This window comes from Bacillus sp. A01H, assembly GCF_045277205.1.
Lineage (GTDB): Bacteria > Bacillota > Bacilli > Bacillales > Bacillaceae_G > Bacillus_A > Bacillus_A paranthracis.
The window spans coordinates 697413-721327 of record NZ_CP117702.1; the positions used below are offsets into that span (position 1 = coordinate 697413).

General features: G+C 35.6%; 21 protein-coding genes. 13 read left to right on the plus strand and 8 right to left on the minus strand.

Annotated features, from left to right (window positions below; genetic code table 11):
- Positions 1–107: 107 nt before the first annotated feature.
- A complete protein-coding gene (aspA, locus tag PSR14_RS03770) occupies positions 108–1541 on the plus strand; it encodes an aspartate ammonia-lyase (RefSeq protein ID WP_000562151.1) in 1434 nt (477 codons plus the stop codon).
- Positions 1542–1579: 38 nt separating this feature from the next.
- Here the strand turns inward: aspA and PSR14_RS03775 are convergent, their stop codons facing one another.
- Positions 1580–3199, minus strand: coding sequence for an L-lactate permease (locus tag PSR14_RS03775; protein ID WP_000109110.1), 1620 nt, complete (start codon positions 3197–3199; stop codon positions 1580–1582).
- An 811-nt stretch (positions 3200–4010) separates the two neighbouring features.
- Here PSR14_RS03775 and PSR14_RS03780 point away from each other — a divergent pair.
- Together PSR14_RS03780 and PSR14_RS03785 are read left to right on the plus strand one after the other, a co-directional pair.
- A complete protein-coding gene (locus PSR14_RS03780) occupies positions 4011–4298 on the plus strand; it encodes a helix-turn-helix transcriptional regulator (RefSeq protein WP_000081427.1) in 288 nt (95 codons plus the stop codon).
- A gap of 189 nt (positions 4299–4487) precedes the next feature.
- A complete protein-coding gene (locus tag PSR14_RS03785; RefSeq protein ID WP_000382683.1) occupies positions 4488–4667 on the plus strand; it encodes an acid-soluble spore protein H in 180 nt (59 codons plus the stop codon).
- A gap of 41 nt (positions 4668–4708) precedes the next feature.
- Here PSR14_RS03785 and PSR14_RS03790 read toward each other — a convergent pair whose 3' ends face one another.
- Both PSR14_RS03790 and PSR14_RS03795 read right to left on the minus strand, forming a co-directional pair.
- Positions 4709–6094: a peptide MFS transporter gene (locus PSR14_RS03790; protein ID WP_000338322.1), complete on the minus strand. Its 1386-nt coding sequence runs from the start codon at positions 6092–6094 to the stop codon at positions 4709–4711.
- Positions 6095–6475: 381 nt separating this feature from the next.
- Positions 6476–7441, minus strand: coding sequence for an ABC transporter substrate-binding protein (locus PSR14_RS03795; protein ID WP_001010266.1), 966 nt, complete (start codon positions 7439–7441; stop codon positions 6476–6478).
- A 172-nt stretch (positions 7442–7613) separates the two neighbouring features.
- Here PSR14_RS03795 and PSR14_RS03800 point away from each other — a divergent pair, with 172 nt between their 5' ends.
- The 3 genes from PSR14_RS03800 to PSR14_RS03810 are packed head-to-tail and all read left to right on the plus strand — an operon-like array spanning position 7614 to position 10507.
- A complete protein-coding gene (locus PSR14_RS03800) occupies positions 7614–8618 on the plus strand; it encodes an iron ABC transporter permease (RefSeq protein WP_000925216.1) in 1005 nt (334 codons plus the stop codon).
- Entirely contained in the window at positions 8615–9673 is a 1059-nt protein-coding gene (locus tag PSR14_RS03805; RefSeq protein ID WP_000760066.1) for an iron ABC transporter permease, read from the plus strand. The genes PSR14_RS03800 and PSR14_RS03805 overlap by 4 nt, the downstream gene beginning before the upstream one ends.
- 12 nt (positions 9674–9685) lie before the next feature.
- Positions 9686–10507 (plus strand): ABC transporter ATP-binding protein, encoded by an 822-nt coding sequence (locus PSR14_RS03810; protein ID WP_001167949.1) that lies wholly within the window; start codon positions 9686–9688, stop codon positions 10505–10507.
- Positions 10508–10539: 32 nt separating this feature from the next.
- On the opposite strand, the gene PSR14_RS03815 is transcribed toward PSR14_RS03810, so the two are convergent.
- The gene (locus PSR14_RS03815) at positions 10540–11271 is read right to left on the minus strand and encodes a class I SAM-dependent methyltransferase (protein WP_000885946.1); all 732 of its coding nucleotides are present in this window, start codon (positions 11269–11271) and stop codon (positions 10540–10542) included.
- A gap of 213 nt (positions 11272–11484) precedes the next feature.
- Here PSR14_RS03815 and PSR14_RS03820 point away from each other — a divergent pair, with 213 nt between their 5' ends.
- The 4 genes from PSR14_RS03820 (at position 11485) to PSR14_RS03835 (ending at position 14749) form a co-directional block, all read left to right on the plus strand.
- Positions 11485–12675 (plus strand): glycine C-acetyltransferase, encoded by a 1191-nt coding sequence (locus tag PSR14_RS03820; protein ID WP_000095906.1) that lies wholly within the window; start codon positions 11485–11487, stop codon positions 12673–12675.
- A gap of 44 nt (positions 12676–12719) precedes the next feature.
- Positions 12720–13685, plus strand: a complete 966-nt coding sequence (locus PSR14_RS03825) for an L-threonine 3-dehydrogenase (protein ID WP_000723139.1) — start codon at positions 12720–12722, stop codon at positions 13683–13685.
- A 112-nt stretch (positions 13686–13797) separates the two neighbouring features.
- Positions 13798–14340: an orotate phosphoribosyltransferase gene (gene pyrE, locus PSR14_RS03830; protein WP_000417029.1), complete on the plus strand. Its 543-nt coding sequence runs from the start codon at positions 13798–13800 to the stop codon at positions 14338–14340.
- Positions 14327–14749 (plus strand): NUDIX hydrolase, encoded by a 423-nt coding sequence (locus PSR14_RS03835; protein WP_098487506.1) that lies wholly within the window; start codon positions 14327–14329, stop codon positions 14747–14749. The genes pyrE and PSR14_RS03835 overlap by 14 nt, the downstream gene beginning before the upstream one ends.
- 38 nt (positions 14750–14787) lie before the next feature.
- On the opposite strand, the gene PSR14_RS03840 is transcribed toward PSR14_RS03835, so the two are convergent.
- The 3 genes from PSR14_RS03840 to PSR14_RS03850 all read right to left on the minus strand — a co-directional run bounded on the left by PSR14_RS03840 (position 14788) and on the right by PSR14_RS03850 (position 19225).
- Positions 14788–16671 (minus strand): vWA domain-containing protein, encoded by a 1884-nt coding sequence (locus PSR14_RS03840; RefSeq protein ID WP_406644151.1) that lies wholly within the window; start codon positions 16669–16671, stop codon positions 14788–14790.
- Positions 16672–16674: 3 nt separating this feature from the next.
- On the minus strand, positions 16675–17568 hold the full coding sequence (locus PSR14_RS03845; protein ID WP_048558065.1) for an AAA family ATPase: 894 nt from the start codon (positions 17566–17568) through the stop codon (positions 16675–16677).
- A gap of 127 nt (positions 17569–17695) precedes the next feature.
- Positions 17696–19225 (minus strand): cardiolipin synthase, encoded by a 1530-nt coding sequence (locus PSR14_RS03850; protein WP_000743044.1) that lies wholly within the window; start codon positions 19223–19225, stop codon positions 17696–17698.
- Positions 19226–19458: 233 nt separating this feature from the next.
- Between PSR14_RS03850 and PSR14_RS03855 the strand changes: the two genes are divergently transcribed.
- From PSR14_RS03855 to PSR14_RS03865, 3 genes are all read left to right on the plus strand, one after another.
- The gene (locus tag PSR14_RS03855; protein WP_098487507.1) at positions 19459–19677 is read left to right on the plus strand and encodes a hypothetical protein; all 219 of its coding nucleotides are present in this window, start codon (positions 19459–19461) and stop codon (positions 19675–19677) included.
- 30 nt (positions 19678–19707) lie between these two features.
- Positions 19708–20058 carry a hypothetical protein gene (locus tag PSR14_RS03860; RefSeq protein ID WP_001106393.1) on the plus strand — a complete coding sequence of 117 codons (351 nt, stop codon included), beginning with the start codon at positions 19708–19710 and terminating at the stop codon, positions 20056–20058.
- 291 nt (positions 20059–20349) lie between these two features.
- Entirely contained in the window at positions 20350–22053 is a 1704-nt protein-coding gene (locus PSR14_RS03865; RefSeq protein WP_098487508.1) for a bifunctional diguanylate cyclase/phosphodiesterase, read from the plus strand.
- 31 nt (positions 22054–22084) lie between these two features.
- Here the strand turns inward: PSR14_RS03865 and PSR14_RS03870 are convergent, their stop codons facing one another.
- Entirely contained in the window at positions 22085–23482 is a 1398-nt protein-coding gene (locus tag PSR14_RS03870; RefSeq protein ID WP_000448454.1) for an amino acid permease, read from the minus strand.
- Positions 23483–23915 lie beyond the last annotated feature (433 nt).

Sequence of the window (23915 nt, forward strand, 5' to 3'; positions counted from 1 at the left end):
CTATATAGTGAAGGTGGACACTGAAAAATTCTTCTGAATGATACTCGTATTTTTAGAGGGCGAATTTTTTAAATAGGGATTTAGAATGAAAAGTATAGGTGATGAAAATGATAGCAACGAAGGATATACGTATAGAAAAAGATTTTTTAGGTGAAAAGGAAGTACCAAGTAGAGCTTATTACGGTGTACAAACATTACGTGCGGTAGAAAACTTCCCGATTACAGGATATCGCATCCATCCGTCACTCATTACGGCAATGGCAATTGTGAAAAAAGCGGCGGCACTTGCAAATATCGATACTGGTTACTTGGCGAAAGACATTGGACATGAAATTGCGGAGGCAGCGCAAGAAATTGTTGATGGGAAATTCCATGATCAATTTATCGTAGATCCAATTCAGGGCGGTGCTGGAACTTCTATTAATATGAATACAAACGAAGTAATTGCTAATCGAGCGTTAGAACGTATGGGATATGAAAAAGGCGAGTATGCAAAAATTAGCCCAAATACGCATGTAAACATGGCTCAGTCAACGAATGATGCGTTCCCAACGGGAATTCATATTGCAACTCTTATGATGTTAGAAGAACTTCTTATTACAATGGAAGAACTTCATGCTGCTTTCCGTGCAAAAGCAAACGAGTTCGATCACGTCATTAAAATGGGACGTACGCATTTACAAGATGCTGTTCCGATTCGTCTTGGACAAGAATTTGAAGCGTATAGCAGAGTGCTTGCGCGTGATATAAAAAGAATTAAACAATCTCGCCAACATTTATATGAAGTGAATATGGGGGCGACAGCTGTTGGTACGGGATTAAATGCAAACCCTACCTACATTGAACAAGTGGTTAAACACTTACGAACATTTAGCGGATTCCCACTTGTTGGTGCAGAGCATTTAGTTGATGCAACGCAAAATACAGATGCATACACAGAAGTATCTGCAGCGTTAAAAGTATGTATGATGAATATGTCTAAAATTGCGAACGACCTTCGTATTATGGCATCTGGTCCACGTGTTGGATTGGCGGAAATTCAATTACCAGCTCGTCAGCCAGGTTCATCTATTATGCCAGGTAAAGTAAATCCTGTTATGGCAGAAGTAATTAATCAAGTCGCTTTCCAAGTAATTGGTAATGATCATACAATTTGCTTAGCGTCAGAAGCAGGACAATTAGAGTTAAACGTAATGGAGCCTGTGCTCGTATTTAATTTAATTCAATCTATTAGCATTATGAATAACGGATTCCGTGTATTCCGTGAATATTGTATTAAAGGAATTACAGCAAATGAAGAACTGCTGAAGCAATATGTTGAGAAAAGTGTTGGAATTATTACAGCAGTTAACCCTCATATTGGTTATGAAGCGGCATCTCGCATTGCACGTGAAGCAATTGAAACAGGAAAATCTGTTAGGGAGCTATGTTTAGAGCATGGTGTACTGACAGAAGAAGAATTGGATATTATTTTAGATCCATTCGAAATGACGCATCCTGAAATTGCTGGAGCTTCTTTACTAAAGAATAAGAAGATGTAATGTAAAAAACACCGATCCATTTGGATCGGTGTTTTATTTTAAAAGATATTAAATACAGCGTTTAATTGAAGTAAGCTAATGATAGCTAAGAAGATTAGACTGTATTTCATTGCTGTTTTAAATAAGGCAGATTCTTTACCAACTAGTCCAACTGCTGCACAAGCAACTGCTACAGATTGAGGTGAAACCATTTTTGCCATTGTACCACCTACTACGTTTAAGGCAACAAGAGTAGAAGGAACGATGTTTAATTGATCTGCAGTTACTGCTTGAAGCGGTGCGAATAATGAACCACTTGATACTACTGATCCTGTAATGAATACGCCGATCCATCCTAAGATTGGAGAAAGAATTGGGAATGCATTACCAGTAGAAGAGAATGCAAGTCCAAGTGTAGATGACATACCAGAGTAGTTTTCTACGTAAGCTAACGCGATAACGCTACAGATTGTATATACTGGAGCTTTTAGCTCTTTCATTGTTTCAACCATTAATTCTTTAACCATTTTACCTTTAACGCGGTACACGATAAGTGAAACGATAATTGCTAATACAATTGCAGTAGTTGTAGATGAGAATACATCAAATTTGAAAACAGCTGCGAAAGGTGTATCAGCTTTTGTAATTGGTGTAGTTTTCATAACAGCATTATGAAGACCAGGGAATTGAATGTTAAATACTAAGTTTGCTAGTGCACCATCCGGAGCAAATAACGCTTTAATTGGTTTTAAATTAAAGATTGTTACGAATGCAGTTAAGAATACGAATGGAGACCAAGCATATAAAATTTGATTGAATGTATGAGATTCTTTTTCTTCTTGTTTTTCTTCTTTAGTAGAAGATTTTGGCTGCCAAACACGTAAGAATAATGCAAGAGAGATCATACTTACAACGGCTGCGAAAATATTAGTAAGTTCTGCACCTAAGAAGTAAGTTACAACGAACTGAGTAATTGCGAAAGAAATACCACTTACAAGAATACCTTGCCAAGTTTCTTTAATACCTTTAATTCCATCGACCATTGAAACAAGTAAGAAAGGTAATACAATACTAATGAATGGTAGAATAAGAACAGTTTGACGACCGATAGTTAATGCATCAAGTTCAGTTAATTGTGCTGGTACTGTAACTGGGATACCCATAGCACCCATAGCACCACCAGCGATATTAGCTACTAAACAAATACCTGCTGCTTTTAATGGGTTAAAGCCCATACCTACAAGTAGTGCAGCTGTAATAGCAACTGGAACACCTAGACCAGCTGCGCCTTCTAAGAAAGCACCGAAAGAATAAGCAATTAATAATACTTGTAAACGTTGATCATTTGTAATACTTGAAATGCTATCACGAATGATGTTGAATTGTTCTGTTTTAACAGTTAATTTGTAAAGGAAAATTGCTGCGATAACGATAGTACAAATTGGGTAAAATCCGGATAAAATACCAAATCCGGCAGATGCTACAGCTACTGTTGCTGGCATTTTATAAACGAATATAGCAAGAATAATAGCGACAATCACACTGTAAAGCCCAGCGATATAACTTTTCATTTTCAGTCCCATTAAACAAATGATGAAGCAAAAAATTGGAAGTGCTGCGATTAGAGCAGATAACCAAATATTGTTTAATGGGTCATAAATTTGTGTCCAAGTACTCATAATAATGACAACTCCTATCTATTATATGTGAAGAAATTCACATTATTTGTGAAACTATTCACAATCAACTTACATGCTTAGTATATTCTCCTTCAACACTATTGTCAACGTAAAAAAGTATAATTATTCCATAATAGTGTTAAAAGAACTGCTTTGTTCATAAAGTCGACAAAAAGCCCACTCAAATCTATTCGAGTGGGTGAGATAAATTATTTGCATATTCTTTTCTTGTAGTTGTTTATACATTATTGATACTACAGCTCTATAGTAGAGACCGTCTTTGTATCGAATATAGAGCTGCAGAATGTACCGTTTGTCCTATTTGATCAAGTCAGGGGTGGGACAGTAAATGTACTTAATAGGAAGTGTTCCATCATAGTTCAAGCGATTGAATATTAATTAAAAAGCAATAAGTTAAAATTTAATGTTATGATATCTCTTTTTACTGAAAATTCCTTTTAGCATAACAAAGAGGTTAAATATAACCCCAAAACGTTACGATAGGTTATCAATTATAGACGGTATTTTACAATATAATTACTGTACGTTGCAATGAGGTGAAAATATAACAAAAAGCTTGATAAAACAACGTTTGTAAGCAAAGTATTCATAGTCCTTACTTTTGCTTTTTCGTTATATCATATAGTATAATATTCAAAATCAGCAAGGAATTTTTCCTGAATTCTTTCCTGATAAAGGTGGAAAAATTTTTCAGCTTTATAGGTTGATAAAGTTATGTCGTAACAGGAAATATAAGAACAGATATATAAATAAATAAAAAGAAAATAAAAACGAAAATGAGGGGAACTTTATGAGCCAAAATCAATTCGAATGTCATATTTCAGAAGAAGATGTACAAATGTTAAGAGCGTTAGCGCATCCGTTACGTCTACGTCTAGTAATGGAACTAATGCAACGTGGAACATGTAATGTAACACAATTACAGGAAGTGCTAGAAATTCCACAATCAACAGTTTCGCAACATTTAACAAAATTAAAACAAAATAAAGTAGTACGCTTTGAAAGACGAGGATTAGAAGTGTATTATCAAATTCATAATGATAAAGTAAGTGAAGTTGTAAAAACATTATTTTCTTAAAATTTGAATATTATGGAAAAAGACGTGTGGGACCTACGTCTTTTTTTATTTGTTAGAAGGTGATATGAGAAAGAATATTAATATGTAAGGAAAAAAGGCTAACCATTAAAATGTTGCTATATGGAATATATTCTAAAAGGAAAAGAAAAGATAGAAAGGAGTGTAATAAGTCAAAGGAGGGATAGTAGAATGGATGTAAAACGTGTGAAACAAATTTTATCTTCTTCAAGTAGAATCGACGTTACATATGAAGGTGTACCAGTATGGATTGAGAGCTGTGACGAGCAGAGTGGGGTTGCTCAAGTGTATGATGTATCTAATCCTGGAGAAAGCGTCCACGTGAACGTGACGGCTTTAGAGGAGAAGTAATAGAAAAGACGCTTCTGATTTTAGAAGCGTCTGTTTTTGTATTATTCCATCATACTCGCAACTTTTTTAGAGAAGAGAAGGAGTACAAGTCCTAAGACGATAACGATAATGCCAATACTTGCAAATACTTCAAGGTATCCTAATGATTGTGTAAAGGAAGCAAGTTTACCAGCTAACCAGTTAGCCATACCTGAACCAGCTAACCATACACCCATTAGTAATGATGCTAATTTAACAGGTGCAATTGCACTTACCATTGATAGACCAATTGGTGATAAGAATAGTTCTCCAATTGTATGGAACATATAAGTGATAACGATGAATAATAAGTTTGCTTTAACAGTTATATCAGCTTCACTACTTCCAGTTTTTAGAACCGCTAATGTTAAAACAAGGTAACCTATACCTAGTAAAATCATACCAAATGCCATTTTTGTTGGTATTTTTAAATCGCCACGCTTTGATTTAGAAAGTTTTAACCATAGCATAGATACGAATGGTGCAAGTAGTACGATGAACGCTGGATTAACGGATTGGAACCAAGATGTTGGGATTTCCCATCCAAAAATTGTACGATCAACAAATTTATCTGTATAAAGTGTTAAAGAACTACCAGCTTGTTCAAAGCCTGCCCAGAAGAATACTACGAAACAAGTTAAAATTACAATTGCCCAAGTGCGGTTTTTTTCTTGTTTTGTTAAAGGTTTCTTTTCGACTGCAGGTTGATTTTTTGTTTTTTTACCAACAACTGTTGTTCCTGCTGTACCAAGATAGCGAGGAGCTAATAAGTTGAAAACAATTTGTCCAATAATCATACCGATACAAGCTGCTAAGAATCCGTATTTATATCCCATAACCATAACGCCATCAACGCTTGTTTTAAAGAAATCTTCTGCTAAAAATCCACAAATAAGTGGAGCGAAGAAAGCACCTACGTTAATACCCATATAGAAGATAGTAAATGCACTGTCACGACGTGAATCATTTTCACTATACAATTCACCTAACAGTGTAGAAATATTTGGTTTGAAGAACCCATTACCAATAACTAATAGTATTAATCCTAGAAATAGTCCTGTTTTTGTATTCATTGAGAATAGTACAAAGTTGCCGATTGCCATAATAATTCCGCCGAGAGTAATGGCATGACGTCTTGTAATATAATGATCCGTTAGCCATCCACCTATAATTGGCATGAAATATACTGCCGCTGTAAAAGTACCATATAATTGCACTGCAAACGCCTTATCAAATCCTAACCCGCCACTAACCGCAGCAGTCGTTAAGTAAAGAACTAAAAGGCCACGCATTCCATAATAACTAAATCTTTCCCACATTTCTGTTAAGAACAACAAGTACAATCCTGGTGGATGTTTTTTTGGTGATTGTTGCTCTCCAGCTTTGTCTAATTTTAAAGCTGCATCCATTTTTGTTTCCCCCTAATCCTGTATAACGGATATTTATGTAATCATTTTAATTTACAAAATATTTAGAAGTCAATAGAATTATATGGAAATAGAAAGAAAATTTCTAAAAAAGTTCTATTTTACTTCGACCGTTACTGTATTTTGCCCTGAAAACAAGATGATAAGCGTTTTCAAATGTAATAATTGAATTCTAAAAGAAAATAAAATAGTGATTAATCAGAAAATTTATATTAAAATATTTATTCTGATATAGAGAAAATATATTCTATTTACTTTTATAATATAACATATTGGGAATAAAAATACAAAATGAAATAATGTGACATTTAAGTGAATTGAAAAATAACCAGCTCCATAGAAGGGGAGCTGGTTAGGGAAATACTATTTAACAAAGCGTTTTTCGATATCATCTAATAGTAGGTTAGCAGCCATTACACCGCCAGCAGTATTCCAAATCACATCGTCAACTTTGTATGCTTTATTATTTTTCACTGCATTTAAATTTTTAAATAGTGGATCATTGATATATTCTTTTTCTAATTCAGAGCCTTTTTTCTCATTTCCTTTATCGAATGTGAAGTAGAACAATACATCGCCATCCATTGCAGAAATACGTTCTTTAGATACGTTACGCTCTGCGAAGTCATCTTTATTTTGATCGCCAGGACGTTTAAATCCAAGTTCTTTTAAAATAACACCAGAGAATGTATCACCATGATAAATACGAACATCACCAGGCATGAAGCGAACCATAGAGATTTCTTGATTTACTTTATCACCTAGTTTGGCTTTTAAATCTTTCATACGTTTATCGTAATCAGCTAAAACCTTTTGGCCTTCTTTTTCTTTATTTAATGCTTTCGCATAAAACTTGAAGTTATCTTTCCATTCACCGCGTAATGTTTCAGAGAACACAGTAGGTGCAATTGCTTTTAGTTGCTCGTACACTTTTTCGTGACGCATTTTGTTACCGATAATTAAGTCTGGTTTTAAAGAAGCGATTGTTTCTACGTTCACTTGTCCTTCATCACCAACAACTTTTACATCTTTCATTTTATCTTTAATATGTGGATACCATGGATCACCAGTCCAAGATTTTACAGCCCCAACTGGTTTAACACCTAATTCAAGTAAAGCTTCAGTACCTTCATTTGTTAAAATGACTACACGTTTTGGATTAGCAGGAACTTCTGTTTTACCCATTGCATGTTCCACAGGAATCATTTCTTTTTTCGTACCTTCTTTTGATTCTTCTTTCGTATTTGATTTTCCACAAGCACTTAAAAGTAGTGAAAAGGCTAATAAAAATACAAATACTGTAAACGATTTCTTTCGCATGAAATTCATTATGTACCCCCTACATAGTGAGAATTTTTTTCAATAGCAAGCATGATATTAAGCCTTTATCTTTAGATTGTCAATACATACGGTTGAAAATAATTCTCATTTCCGTTGACAATGAGAATTAAGTTGAAATACACTTACAACGTATCATTATACATTGAAGGGGAAACGCTGCATGTTATTAAAAACAAATCGAGCAAAATGGATTGGATTATTTGTTGGGATCATTGCAGTCATTACTTGTATTTGGGGCAGTATTATTTTCGGATATACAAATACGAGTTGGAAATTAGCGTTAGATGCTTTTTTCCATTTTAATGGGTCCAATGAACATATTATTATTCAAAATGTGCGTCTACCAAGGGCATTAATTGCAGCGAGTGTTGGTGCTAGTTTAGCCATTGCAGGTTGTCTTATGCAAACTTTAACGAAAAATCCACTTGCTTCTCCAGATTTTATTGGATTAAATTCAGGTGCTGCTTTCTTCATAGTTGTAGCAATTGTTATTTTTTCCGTGACATCATTATCAGCTTTCACGTGGATTGCCTTCTTAGGGGCAGCAATTGCAGCTGTACTTGTATTTGCTTCTAGCTCTTTAGGAAAAGAGGGGACAACGCCTCTTAAATTAACGTTAGCAGGAGTGGCAATTAGTGCGTTATTTTCATCATTAACACAAGGATTACTTGTTTTAAATGAAAAGGCGCTTGAAGAAGTATTATTTTGGCTTGCCGGATCTGTGCAAGGAAGAAAGTTAGAAATTTTACAATCAGTATTCCCGTATTTATTAATAGGCTGGATTGCATCTATTATGATGGCAGGGAAAGTAAATACATTGATGATGGGAGAAGACGTTGCAAAAGGACTTGGTCAAAGAACGATTTTAATGAAATCATTCGTACTACTTATTATTGTCCTGTTATCCGGTGGTTCAGTTGCGGTCGCAGGTCCTATTGGGTTTATTGGTATTGTTACCCCGCATTTTGCCAGATTTCTTGTTGGAGTAGATCATAGGTGGAGAGTACCGTATAGCGGCTTATTAGGTGCAATACTATTGATCTTAGCTGATATCGCAGCAAGATATGTCATTATGCCACAAGAAGTACCAGTAGGGGTTATGACAGCATTTATTGGTGCGCCGTTCTTTATTTATATTGCACGTAAGAGAGGGCTTAGCAAATGAAGAAGTATATTCCGTTTCGTATAGGAAAAGGCGGGCTCTCGTTTTTAATGTACAAACGAGCTTGTCTCGTCTTATTCAGTTTACTAGTTGTTTTAATAGGATTGTTTTTTGCGAGTGCAGGTATGGGAGACATGAAAATTGCTCCTTATGATGTATGGCAAGCGATTACTGGAAATGGCGATGCGATGTCCAATATGGTTGTAAATAAGTTTCGTATGCCTCGTATTTTAATTGCTATCCTTGTAGGAATCGCACTTGCTGTAGCAGGATGTATTTTACAAGGGCTCGTTCGAAATCCACTTGCTTCTCCGGATATCATCGGGATTACAGGTGGTGCAAGTGTTGCAGTGGTATTATTTTTAGCTATATTTAGTGATAAAAATAATGCGCTAACTGTAAGCATTCATTATATGCCGTTAGCAGCATTTATTGGGGCAACGATTGTAGCACTTTTTGTATATTTATTTGCATGGAGAAATGACGGATTATCACCGATTAGTCTTGTTTTAATTGGTGTTGGTTTTTGGGCATTAACGAAAGCGGCAACGACTTTGTTTATGTTGTTAGCGCCAATTTACCAAGCGAGTCAAGCGAATGTATGGATTACAGGCACTGTTTACGGGTCTTCATGGCAAAACGTCATGGTACTTGCGCCGTGGGTTCTTATTTTAACGGTAATATCATTTATAGCTGCTAGACATTTAAATGCGCAAGAGCTAGGGGATGATATTGCGGTAGGACTTGGTGTTCCTTTAACGAAGTCACGCATATTTATGTTATTACTTAGTACAGCTTTAATTGGTGGAGCAGTTGCCTTTGCTGGTGGAATTGGATTTGTCGGTTTAATGGCACCTCATATTTCACGAAGACTAGTTGGTTCTTTATACGGTGCATTACTCCCGGTTGCGGCTATTGTCGGTGCAATTTTAGTACTTGCTGCAGATTTAATTGGGCGTACAGTTTTTACCCCACTTGAAATTCCAGCAGGGGTATTTACATCAGCAATTGGTGCACCTTATTTTATTTATTTACTTTATAAAAGTCGGAATTCATAAAGGAAGATGAATATGCAAAAAGCATTGGAGACGAAACGTTTGACGTTGTCTTACGGTGAAACAATTATTATTGATGAGTTGAATTTAGAAATTCCAAAAGGTGAAATTACCATCTTTATCGGTTCTAACGGTTGCGGGAAATCGACCTTATTACGTTCACTAGCTAGATTATTAAAACCAACAGCTGGTGACATTTTGTTAGATAATCAAGCCATTCAAAATATGCAAACGAAGCAAATCGCTCGTCAAATGGCAATTTTACCGCAAGGACCGCAAGCGCCAGAAGGGCTTACAGTATTGCAACTTGTAAAGCAAGGACGTTATCCGTATCAAACATGGCTGAAGCAATGGTCAGAAAAAGATGAGGAAATGGTACAGAAAGCACTTGCAGCAACAGGTATGACAGAATTTGCTGAGCGTGATGTGCATGCTCTTTCAGGTGGACAACGACAACGTGCTTGGATTGCAATGACGCTTGCGCAAGATACAGATATTATTTTATTGGATGAGCCTACTACCTATTTAGATATGACTCACCAAATTGAAGTGCTAGATTTATTATTCGAATTAAATGAAACAGAACAAAGAACAATTGTTATGGTACTACACGATTTAAATTTGGCCTGCCGTTATGCAGACAATATTGTAGCCATTCAAGATAAAAAAATATATGCACAAGGTAAGCCAGAAGAAGTAGTAGATGAGAAGCTAGTACGTGATGTATTCCGAATGGAATGTCAAATTAGTACGGATCCGTTATTTGGGACGCCACTTTGTATTCCGCATGGAAAAGGAAGACGTGTACGTAAAGAAGTTGCTCATGCAATGAGATAAAGAAAAAGACGATGAGGAAATCATCGTCTTTTTTATTTTCGGCAAGAGAATAAGAGAAAGAGGGGAATACGTAAACGACGTTCATATTCTTCCGCGCTTTGAAAATAAGTTTGATCTGGTGTAGCTTCTTTTAAATTTGTAATTGTAAATCCAGCTTGTTGTAATAGTGTAAAATATTCTTCCGTTGTACGATGATATTTAATAACTTCTTGATCAATCCAAGGTTCAACCCGTTTGCCTAGTTTAAAGTAATCATCGACAAGCCAACTCGTTCTTTTTCCGCTCGTTTGCAAGCTTTCAAATGAAGAGGTAATAATAGGGTGTTGAACGCTAAAAGTAAAGGTTCCATTTGTCTTTAAAGTTTCGTACACATTTTGAAAAATGATAGTAAGATGTTCGATATAATGTAAGGCGAGTCTAGATGTTACTAAATCAAAAGTAGAAGGAGGGTATGTGTAGTCTTTGAGGTTTAAAAAATGAACGGCGCCATTTTTGTTTTCTAGTTGTTTTTTAGCTTTTTCATACATAAGTTCGGAGCCTTCAATACCGGTGTAAGAGTGGCAGTCTTTTTCTAATAATTCCTTGCCAAATTTTGCGTCCCCACAGCCTAAATCGAGAATTTTCTTTCCTTTCACATCACCAATGAGTTGAAAGAAGGCTGGTTTTTCAAGTGATTCATTTGGGCTATTTTCTCGGTATCTTCGTTTCATATATTGTTCAAAAAACGCTTCGTTATTATATACATCAGATTCAGTAAATGCCATGATTGAAGCCCCCTTACATATTTTTTTTATTCTACCAAATATGAAAAGTAAATGATAGATTTCTTGTAATGAATCATATATAATCTAGAATTGTAAGCGGTTACTTTAAACTATTTTTCTATAATAAATTCTGAAAACGTGTTAAGCTAGTAGAGGGATTATTAGAACTATTAAGACAATAATTCGCTTACATGAACGATGGGAGGCTTCACGATGTCTAGTAAAACACTTGCGAAATTTTTAGAAGAAAATTTAGAGGATTTAAAATCAAAGGGGCTTTATAACGTAATTGATCCGCTCGAAAGTTCAAATGGACCGATCATTACAATTGGCGGAAAAGAATATATTAACTTATCTTCAAACAACTATCTTGGATTAGCAACAGATAGCCGTTTGCAAGAAGCTGCAATTGGTGCAATTCATAAGTACGGCGTTGGAGCAGGAGCGGTTCGTACAATTAACGGTACTTTAGATTTGCATATTAAATTAGAAGAAACAATTGCAAAGTTTAAACATACAGAAGCAGCAATTGCTTATCAATCAGGATTTAATTGTAATATGGCAGCGATTTCAGCTGTTATGGATAAAAATGATGCGATTCTTTCAGACGAGTTAAACCATGCTTCTATTATTGATGGTAGTCGTCTATCAAAAGCAAAAATTATTGTTTATAAACATTCTGATATGGAAGATTTACGCCAAAAAGCAATCGCAGCGAAAGAATCAGGACTTTACAATAAATTAATGGTAATTACAGACGGTGTCTTTTCAATGGATGGAGATGTTGCAAAACTACCAGAAATTGTTGAGATTGCGGAAGAATTAGATTTAATGACATACGTAGATGATGCACACGGTTCAGGTGTACTTGGTAAAGGGGCAGGAACTGTAAAGCACTTTGGTCTGTCTGATAAAGTTGATTTCCAAATTGGTACATTATCAAAAGCAATTGGGGTAATTGGTGGATATGTAGCAGGGAAACAAAACTTAATTGACTGGTTAAAAGTTCGTTCACGTCCATTCTTATTCTCTACAGCATTAACACCAGCTGATGCTGCAGCTTGCATGAGATCAATTGAAATCTTAATGGAAAGCACAGAGTTGCACGATCGTTTATGGGAAAATGGTCGCTATTTAAAACAAGGGTTAAAAGAACTTGGCTTTAACATCGGAGAAAGTGAAACGCCAATTACACCTTGTATTATTGGTGACGAAGTATTAACACAAGAATTTAGTAAACGTCTAAATGAAGAAGGCGTATATGCAAAATCTATCGTGTTCCCAACTGTAGCTAAAGGAACAGGACGTGTTCGTAATATGCCAACAGCAGCTCATACGAAAGAAATGTTAGATGAAGCAATTCGTAAGTATGAAAAAGTAGGGAAAGAAATGGGCATCATTTAAGTAACGACATCTTTTGAATAGCTTGCAAATGAGGAGTGGGGAAAATGAAAAAAATTCTAGTAACCGGTTCTTTAGGGCAAATTGGTTCTGAACTAGTAATGAAACTTCGTGATGTATACGGCGCATCAAATGTTATTGCAACAGATATTCGTGAAACAGATAGTGAAGTAGTAACGTCTGGTCCATTTGAAACGTTAGATGTAACAGATGGACAAAAACTACATGATATCGCAAAGCGCAATGAAGTAGATACAATTATTCATTTAGCAGCTTTACTTTCAGCAACAGCAGAAAAAAATCCGTTATTTGCATGGAATTTAAATATGGGCGGACTTGTAAATGCATTAGAAGCAGCTCGTGAATTAAACTGTAAGTTTTTCACGCCAAGTTCTATCGGTGCATTCGGTCCATCAACACCGAAAGATAATACACCACAAGATACAATTCAACGTCCTACTACGATGTATGGGGTAAACAAAGTAGCAGGGGAATTATTATGTGATTATTATCATCAAAAATTTGGCGTTGATACGCGCGGTGTCCGTTTCCCAGGTTTAATTTCTTACGTAGCTCCTCCAGGAGGCGGAACAACTGATTATGCAGTTGAAATTTATTATGAGGCGATTAAAAAAGGCACATACACCTCATACATTGCAGAAGGAACATACATGGATATGATGTACATGCCAGATGCTTTACAAGCGATTATTTCATTAATGGAAGCTGATCCAAGTAAGTTAGTGCATAGAAATGCATTTAATATTACAGCAATGAGCTTTGAGCCAGAGCAAATCGCAGCATCAATTCGTAAACACATTCCGACGTTTACAATGGACTACGCTGTAGATCCAGCTCGTCAAACAATCGCTGATAGTTGGCCAAACTCTATTGATGCAACAGCAGCAATGAAAGAGTGGGGCTTTAAAGCAGAATACGATTTAGACAAAATGACAACGGACATGTTGGCTAAGTTAAAAAAAAAGCTCACAGCTGAGTTAGTAATGAATTAATAGGAAGGGTCGATTCTTAGGAATCGACTCTTTTTATTTGTATTTTAGGAATATACAAATAATTACAAGTGTGATAGAATGAGTTAATTTGTGTGTAAAGGGGAGACAGGAAATGGAGAAATGGGAGTTAGCAAAAGAAATTTATAATACGTCACGTTTAACGGGAACGTTTAAGCTTCGATCAGGACAAGTATCAAATCAATACTTTGATAAGTACTTATTTGAATCTAATCCAGCATTGTTAGTAGAAATTGCTAAGCAATTGAAAGAGCTCATTCCTCCTGAGACAGAAGTGCTCGCAGGCTTAGAGATGGGAGGAATTCCAGTAGCAACAGCATTATCTTTACAAACGGGTATACCAGTTGTATTTGTAAGAAAAGAAGCGAAGAAGTACGGTACATGTAAGTTAGCAGAAGGCGTTAATATTACTGAGAAAAATGTTTGTGTTGTTGAAGATGTTATTACGACAGGTGGTCAAATATTATTAAGCACGAAAGATTTAAGAGAACTAGGTGCGAAGGTACATCATGTTTTAGGCGTAATTGAACGAACAAAAGAGGGAAGAGAAAACTTATTAGAAGATGGCTTACAGCTACATTCTTTATTTACAATGGATGAGTTAATTGAAGGAGAAAAGGAACATGCAAAGGGTTGATGTCGTATACACACTAATACATGACGAAGAAACAGATAAAATATTAATGGTACATAATGTAGAACAAAATGTTTGGTCATTGCCGGGTGGGGCTGTTGAAAAGGGTGAAACGTTAGAGGAAGCTTTAGTAAGGGAAGTAAAAGAAGAGACAGGTTTAACTGCTGTGGCAGGTGGACTTGTTGCGATTAATGAAAAATTCTTTGAAGAGCCAGGGAATCATGCGCTATTATTTACATTTCGAGCGCATGTAGTAAAAGGTGAACTTGTTGCAGCAGATGAAGGAGAAATTTCCGCAATGGAGTGGGTGGACAGAGCAATTGCAAATGAACGATTCCCATTCTACGATGGAGGATTCGATTCATTATTAGAAGTAGCCATTCCATATAAGTTTCAACCAGAAACAAAGTGATTGAATAGAAAAAACAGGAGCGCAAAGCTCCTGTTTTTCTATTCAATCGTCTTCAGTAATAACTTTTTCAATAGTGGTTTAATCTTCAGACGTAAATCTTCAGCGTGATTTGCAACTAAGAAGTGATGGTTATAAATGTTCTTCATTAATTGATAAGTTGCTTCTTTCGCTTCGCCTTCTTCGATGAAAATTCCGATTACTTCCATACCACTTTTACGAGCAAGTTTGACAGCTTCATGCGTATCTAAAATACCGTCTTGTTGGTAGTCTAGCGCAGAAGGTTCACCGTCTGTGAAGACAAGTAAGAATTTATGCTTTTCTGGTCTTTTTGCAAGTTTTTCAGAAACGATCCGAATGATATATCCATCGCGATTATCTTCTTCTTCGCGAAGCTGCATAATTTCGGGACCAACGTTTGGTAACGTTGAGTTTTTATACGTTACAACTTCATGGATAACGTTCGGTTTATCTTCAGGTTTCGCACTAGAAGCATCTTCCCAAAATCCGCTAATAGCGTGCGGGATTTTTAAAGATTTTAACGCTTCATGGAATAGAACCACACTCTTTTTCGTTTCTTCCATCTTGTTATACATAGAACCAGAACAGTCTACTAATAGTTGGAATGCAACGTCAAGCTCTTGCGATTCTTGTCCTTTTTTATAAAACATGCGCGGCTGCTTTTCAGTATAAATACGAAGGAATTTCTTACGAAGTCTTCCGTAATATTTATCACTATTTGCATTCGTTTTATTTTCAATCGTTTTTTCGATAATTTTCTTTAATTCTTTTACATCTTTATTAACGACTGATTTGATAGCTTGGTAATCCTTTTTCTCATCAGGATTTGGTTTACGTGCTTCTTTAAATGTATGAGAAGCGCCAGTGTTATATTTACCATATGCACCATCATTTTGACTAGAAGCGTGAGAAGCTCTTGCTTCTTTTGTGTCAGCACCATCAAAGTTAGATTGTGTACTTTTTTGAGAAGTACCTTGTACAGAGCCAAGTGCTTGGTCGCCATCTTCTGATTCGCGAGCAGTGTCACCCATCATATTTGTTTTTGTTCCGCTTTCTAATTCAAAGCGTAAAAAGTTCTCGTTTTCATTGTTTTTATTTTCACGGTGCCATGTTGAGAAGCTTTCATCCATTTTGTTTTTATTTTCATCGTCATCTATGAGCTGCGTATCATCGTTTGCTAAATCTTCGACGCGACAGTTTTTTTCATCTGCAATGACAGATAAATAAAGCGGTGCATGCCCGAAATAGTTGTTCAGCATATCACTTTCAAGAAGCTCCTCTAAGCGATAGCGAATTTTCTCAACGATATACATAATATCTTCCGTATTACGAGCTGGGAATGTTTCATGCAAAATAGCTTCAATTTGCTCGAAATATTCATTATTAAACATTTCATATTTATCGCTCGTTAATGAAAGATAGCATAGACAAAATAGACGATCACCGTGATAGTTACGAACACGATTGATTTCATTTTGTGAGCTAAAGTAATTGCGATACATTTCTTTTCTTCTTTTAAAAACATGCTTTGTGCCAGGGCGTAAGTTTTTTACGATTTCCTCAACACGTAAATCTTCTAATAGAACAAATAATTGTGTTAAAAACTTTTTTAAGGGTGATTCTTGCAATTCAATTGCATAAGAACGAATTAAAGTCATGTCCGAGTAATGTTTATTACCAAGTGCTTTTAAAAACACTTCGCTTTTTAATCCGATTACTGTATCCTCTTCTTTTCGATCATCCCAAAAGTGACTAATGACAACCTTTTTTTCAATTTCGTCGTAGTATGCTTTATAGCCATACTCAAGGTAGGCATCATCTTCTTTGAGAAGGGCATACATTAAGTTTTCCATTTGTAGAAACAGCGACGCATCAATTTTTTTGTCACTAAAAATTTGTCTCATAAATTATCCCTCAAAGAAATAACTTTCTGCTAATTCACGGACAGTCATTTGTTCTGTTTCATCGTTTAATTTTGCGATAATACTACGTTCAATTGCACGCATAACGGGAATATATACACCTAAATCACATGCATCGATAATGCCACGAATACTTGCTGCTTCTTCACTTACGCGGCCATCACGAGCTAAAGGCATAAGATCGCTTGCAAATGCAACGAACTTTTCAATTGTTGCAGTGTCTTTTAGTTTTGATTCTGCTAATAATAGTTCTTTTAATGTATCACCTTGGATGTAGGGAACTTCAATAATAACGAAACGGTTTTTTAACGCTTCGTTTAGTTCACTTGTTCCAACGTAGCCTTCATTAATTGCTGCGATTACACGATACTCATCATCACCGTATACAACTTCTTGTGTAAACGGGTTTGTAATCATTTTACGGTAATCTAATGCACCGTGAAGAAGTGGTAACGTTTCAGGTTTTGCCATATTGATTTCATCAATATATAGGAAATGACCGTTCTTCATTGCTTTCATAAGAGGACCGTTAACGAATGTAACTTCAGATGCGCCATCTTTCGTTTGTAGTGTGTTGTATCCTAAAATACCTTCTACATCTAAATCGACAGAACAGTTAATGCTATGCATTGGTTTTTGGAATAAAGAAGAAAGAGTTTCAGCTAGTACGGTTTTACCACTACCAGTCGGCCCTTTTAATAGAATATTTTTGCCAAGAAGAAGTGCTGTAATGGCATCTTCGATAATGCTATTATCAGATGCTTTATATACTTTTGTACCGATTAAATGTGCATTTTCACCAGCTTCTTGTTTATTCTTTTCGTGAATTGTAGAAAGTTGCTGTTTTAAATCAGCATGTATATGAAATTGTTCTAACATGTATGTCCCACCTAACATTATTTTCATAAAGTAATACATCTTATGATAACTTGTTTTAATATGGTATGCAAAGAAAAGGAGAGGGGACAAATATAAAAGAAAAAGCAATCAATAGTACATTGATTGCTTATAGTAAAGGAGAAATGAGCCTCATAAAAGACTCTAATATTCGTTTTTTGATACTTCTCTTTTGGAAAGCGTTCCATTTAATTTCGGTAGAATGCTTAAAGTCATCTTCAAAATCACGTTTAATATCATGAACAGTTTCTGATTCATACAGTACGCTAATAATTTCGTAATTCAATTCAAAGCTGCGTACGTCCATATTTGCTGTTCCGATTGTTGCAATTTTATCATCAACAAGTACAATTTTTGCATGCATAAAGCCATCTTTATAACTATAAATGGAGGCACCAGCTTTTAAAAGTGGAGTGAAGTAGGACTGAGATGCTTGGTCACTAATAATACTATCACTTTTACCAGGATATAAAATGCGTACATCTATGCCAGATATTGCACTTAAACGTAATAATGTTAAAGTTTCTTGATCTGGAATAAAGTATGGTGTAGCAATCCAAATAGATTTTTTTGCCGAGCCCATAACAGCTAATAATGTATTGCGAATGCTCTTATCATCTGAGCTTGGCCCGCTTGCTACAATTTGCACGGCACCTTCTGCACTTGAAATTTCTTTACCTGGGAAGTATTGTCTATTCATAAATTGATCCCAAGAATAGGTTTTCAAACCACTAGATGCATAGAGCCAGTCCTCTAGAAAAATTGCTTGTAATTTATATAACGCTTTTCCTTCGATTTTTAAATGACTATCACGCCAAACGGGAAACTTTTTTGAACGGCCAAGATATTCATCACCGACGTTAAGTCCTCCAGTAAAACCGATTTCTCCATCTACAATGACGATTTTACGGTGGTTACGATAATTGACGGTTTCAAGTAACCAAGCTGAAAAAATAGGATCAAATTCAACAATTTCAATCCCAGCTTCTTTCATAGGTTTTAAAAAGCGTCTTCTTAACGTATTACTTCCTAATCCATCATAAAGGAAGCGTACAATAACACCAGCTTTTGCTTTGTTTATTAAAGCATCCCGAACTTTTGTACCAATCTCATCAGATTTATAAATATAGTATTGAATATGTATATGATGTTTTGCTTGCTCGATCGCTTGCAAAATTGCTGAAAATGTTTGATCTCCGTTTGTTAAAAGTTTTGTAGTTGTTCTATCTGCGGCAGGCCCGCCTCCAAATTTTTGTACAACTTCTGTTAAATGGGTAGAGCGTTCACTTAATGGGACTTTGAGTGATAACTCTAGTCGTTTTCCTTCTAATATTTCACGGAATAATTTTCTTTGTTCTTCTGAACGATGGAGATGCTTTTTTCTTCTCCAACGGCTACGCCCGAAAATAGAGTATAAAAGTACACCTACAACGGGAAGAAGTGCTAATACTAAAAACCACGCTAAGGTACTTTGCGGAGACCTATTTTCGATAAAAATAACGAATGAAATTCCTACAATTGTGATGGACCAGAGAACGCCGACAAATGTATATAACGAAATATACGATGTATTTAATAGGAAAAGAACGATAGATACAATTGTAAATATTAATAGTAATTGGACAATAGGTTTCTTCATTTCTATATAATTCCTCTAATCTTTCTTCAATATAGACTTCCTAAATAGCGGATGTAATGTGACATTTTTATCCCACTTTAATGGGCAGTAAGCCCCCCACTGATTAAAGTTTCACTTTATTATAAAGTGTTTTCTGTTTTTTACAAAATGTAGGTATTTCCCCCATACTTTCCGCATTTGTCCTACATACAGTGTATTGTTACGTTTTTAAAGAGAAAAGGAAGGTGAATAAAATGTATGGTCGTCCAATTGGAGGATTTGGTCACGGAGGTTTTCATGGTGGTTTTGGACATTCACCATTTTTGGGTGGAGGTTTCTTTCCAGGGTTTGTAGCAGGAGCATTACTCAGCCCTGGATTTAGTTATGGCGGATATGGTTATCCGTATTACTCGGATTATTCTTATTATACAGGTTACCAACAAGATCCATATTATTCTTACAATACCTATTAAGATGAGAAAATGGAAAAGGAGAGGGGAAATATGAATTATATAGAAAATAACGGATTGTATTATCGTAATCATCATCATGGAGGGCACCATCATAACGGCGGACATCACCACCATGGTGGGCACAATCACCATGATCATCATCACCATCACGGAGGTGGATGGGGCTGGGGTGGCGGCTCATGGGGCGGTGGATTTTTCCCTGGAAGTTTTGCTGGAGGTGTGTTAGGTGGGCTTACAGCTGGCGCATTAACGGGTGCAGCAGGTGGAGGCTACTATCCAGCACCATACCCAGTAACTTATCCAGCGCCATATCCAGTACCATATCCAGCACCGTACCCAGTAACTTATTCAGCGCCATATCCAACACCATATCCGTATTAAACAAAAAAGAGGATATCCTCTTTTTTGTTTAATACAGTATTTATTTATAAAATTCTTCCAAAATCAAGGTGAAAATATGTTAATATTTTGTTATTATAATTCAAAAACTACTATTTATAATCGAAACGGTATTATATTGCTTTTTATTACAAATAATATTATGTTATTTTAATCGACATATTTCAAAACGTGATGTATGTAAAGAACGATTATTAGGAAATGAAATATCTCTATTTCTATGAAAAGAAACAAGTTGTGTTTTAGTCAGATAGGAAGCAAGGAGAGATGCGCATGCTAGAACAAAGAGGTCATGCATTATATGAATCTTCATTGCGAGATTTAAAGTTAGCATTAGATGAGTCTTCAATTGTTGCGATTACAGACCGAAAGGGTCTTATTACATATGTAAATGATAAGTTTTGTGAAATCTCCAAATATACACGAGAAGAGTTAATAGGGAAAGATCATCGTATTTTAAATTCAGGACATCATCCGAAAACATTTTTTCAAATGCTATGGAAGCGTATTTTGAGCGGAAAAGTATGGAGAGGGGAGATTCGAAATCAAGCAAAAGATGGTACATATTATTGGGTTAAAACAACAATTGTTCCATTTTTAAATGAAAAAGGAGAGCCATATCAATTTATTGCGATCCGAAATGATATTAGTAGTAGGAAAGAAGCAGAACAGAGGTTACGGTTAAGCGAAAGTCGTTATAGGGAGCTTGCGTATCATGATGCTTTAACGAGTTTACCGAACCGTTTACAATTAATAACGACTGTTAACGAATTAATTGCAGATAAAAGAGAGTTTGGTATGATTTATTTTGATTTGGATCGTTTTAAATTAGTAAACGATACGCTAGGTCATATGATAGGAGATTTACTTTTAAGCGAAGTTGCTTCACGGTTGCATTATGTGCTAGGAGAGAAAGATGTTCTGGCTAGGCTGGGTGGCGACGAATTTGTGTTGTTAACAAAAAATCATACACAAGATGAGATGAGGCAGCTAGCGACATCTGTGTTGTCATGCTTTCAGGCGCCATTTATACTTGAAGGTCACGAAGTATACATTTCAGCTAGTCTAGGACTGTGCTCATATCCGCAAGATGGACAAGATGTAGAAACTCTATTGAAGAATTCAGATTTAGCTATGTATAGTGCGAAAGAACAGGGAAGAAATGCAGCGTGTTTCTTTACAGATGAGTTACGTGCGAAAATAAATCGTAGAATGAAAATTGAATTTGCTTTGCAAAAGGCAATTCGTGATGAAGAGTTAGATGTGGCACTGCAGCCTATTATTGATTTGAAAACGAAGAAATATACTGGTATTGAAGCTTTAGCGCGTTGTTCGACAGAAGAAGGACCTATTTCACCAAGCGAATTTATCCCAGTAGCTGAAGAATCTGGACTTATTATAAAATTAGGAGACTGGGTATTAGAAAAGTCATGTCGCTTGTTTAAAACATTGCCAGAGTATGAAGAAGGACTAAAGTTATCTGTGAATTTATCCATACAACAATTAATGCAAAAGCGTTTTATTTTATCTGTACGTAGCATTTTAAGGAGAACTGGATTTCCTGCAAATCGTTTAATTTTAGAAATAACGGAAAGCATTGCTGTTCGTCATTTTGATTATATTATTGCTACATTACAAGAATTAAGAAATACGGGTATTTTAATTGCTTTAGATGATTTCGGAACGGGTTATTCTTCCTTATATTATTTAAAACAACTACCGCTGGATATAGTAAAAATTGATCGTAATTTTATTCGTGAATTTCATTATGATCATGCACAGCCAGAGCGAACGATTGTAAAATCTGTTATTGAAATTGCCCATAGCTTACATTTAGCAGTAGTTGCTGAAGGGGTAGAGACAGTAGAGCAAGAAAGCTTATTAAAATCGATGGGCTGTGATTATGTACAAGGATTTTATTATGCAAAACCTTTATCTGTAGCAGAGTTAAAGGAAAAGTTAATTATAGACTTCTAATAAAAAAGAGAAGCCAGAAGCTTCTCCTTTTTTAATTCATTTTTTGTGAGTCTTTCATTAGTACAGGATAAAGAATAAGACCTAATACGAACAATCCGATTCCTAAGAAGAACGTTTTTAAATCAGCAGTTCCTGTTTTGATAACCCAAATAGAATATATGAATGCTAATGTAGTAATGATGCCGTCCTTTATTCGAGAGCCAGGCATTATATCATACGTTTCTCCTGTAATAACTAATTTGAATTGGTACAGTGTAGAAACAAGGTATGGAATTAAATAAGCTAATGTTGCTACAACGATAGCGAAATTATAAGCTTCTGATACGGTACCAGAAATCGTTGAGAATAAGAAAATTTGCGTCATCACATTTGTAATAAATAATGATTTTGAAGGACTACCTTTTTTATTTGTTTTCGCGAAAAATTTAGGGAAAAGCCCATTTTTTGCTGCCTGATAAGGAACCTCTGAACTAACAACGATCCAGCCAACTGTAGATCCAAATAAAGATACAAGTGCAAGTAAAGCCATTATATATGCGCCTTTATTGCCAATTGCTAAATTTAATGCGTCTACTAATGGTTTTTGAGACTCTTTTAAAGCATCTTGCGGGAGAGCGCCCATTGTAAGTAGAGTAATTGACATGTAAATAAGAAGAGCGATAATTAATCCGAAAATAGTCGCTTTTTTTACATCGCGCTGAGATTTTGCACGATTAGAAAGCATGACAGCCGATTCAATACCGATAAATGCCCAAAGTGTTGCAATAGCAGCTGAATTGATTTGTCCACCTAACGAAATGGATTGTCCTGCTTCATTCATAAATGTTTGCCCGTCTCCGAAATTAGAGGCATTGAAAATGAATAATGTGATTACAATAAACATTGTAAATCCGATAATTTTTGCAATAGTAGCAAGAAGATTCATATTTCCAGCACGATCGATATTTTGAGAAAGAATATATTGAATTCCCCATAACATAAGGCTACATACGAGGAACGTTAACCCTTTTCCAAGTTCTAGTGAAAATCCGTTCGTTGAAAAGAGAATTTGCTTACTTTGTAAAACTGGAAAGAATGTTGATAAATATCCAGCAAAGGAAATAATAACAGATGCTGTTGCAGCCCAGTTCGCAGCCCAATATCCCCATGCCATACTATAGCCTGCAACTTTACCCGCTTTTTTTGAAGGGAACATCGCTTGAGCATAGCTTTGTGGTCCCGCTTTTAATTCTGGTTTTCGGATTGCTAAATTTCCAAATACGAGTGCAATCATAAATACGCCAAGTCCTGTAATACTCCATGCAAGTGTAGAACCCATTGGACCTGATACTTGTGCTAAATTTGCTGGGAGCATAAATACGCCACCGCCAACCATATTCCCGATAACAAAAGCTGTTAAAACCCATAATCCCCATTTTTTCGTTTCCATTTTTGTTAACTCCTTTGTAGTAATATTTGCTTAAACATCATTTTTTACTAGCTTTTTGGTAATAAAAAAAGAGCCATGTAGATAAAAAATACCTACATGGCTCTTCGCCAAAGCGTAGGTACAACGGGAATAACCCTTGTACCTACGCGTAATTTTTCCGCTAGGTTTCAAGGGTTACGTATGATGATGATGTTTTTGTGCAAATGTAACTACAATTGTTGTATAAGTAAGCATAGTTCTTTGCTCCCTTTCTCCTCTGATTTTGAAGTTAGTATACTACATGTTTTTTTGAATGAAAAGAAAAATATAAAAATTTTTATAAAAATACGTTTTAGAGATTAAATATTTACCTTTATTTTTCCTATACTGGAAAATAAGTGAGAGATTGGCAGAAGAGTGTAGCATGGTATAATACATATAGAACTAGAAGGTG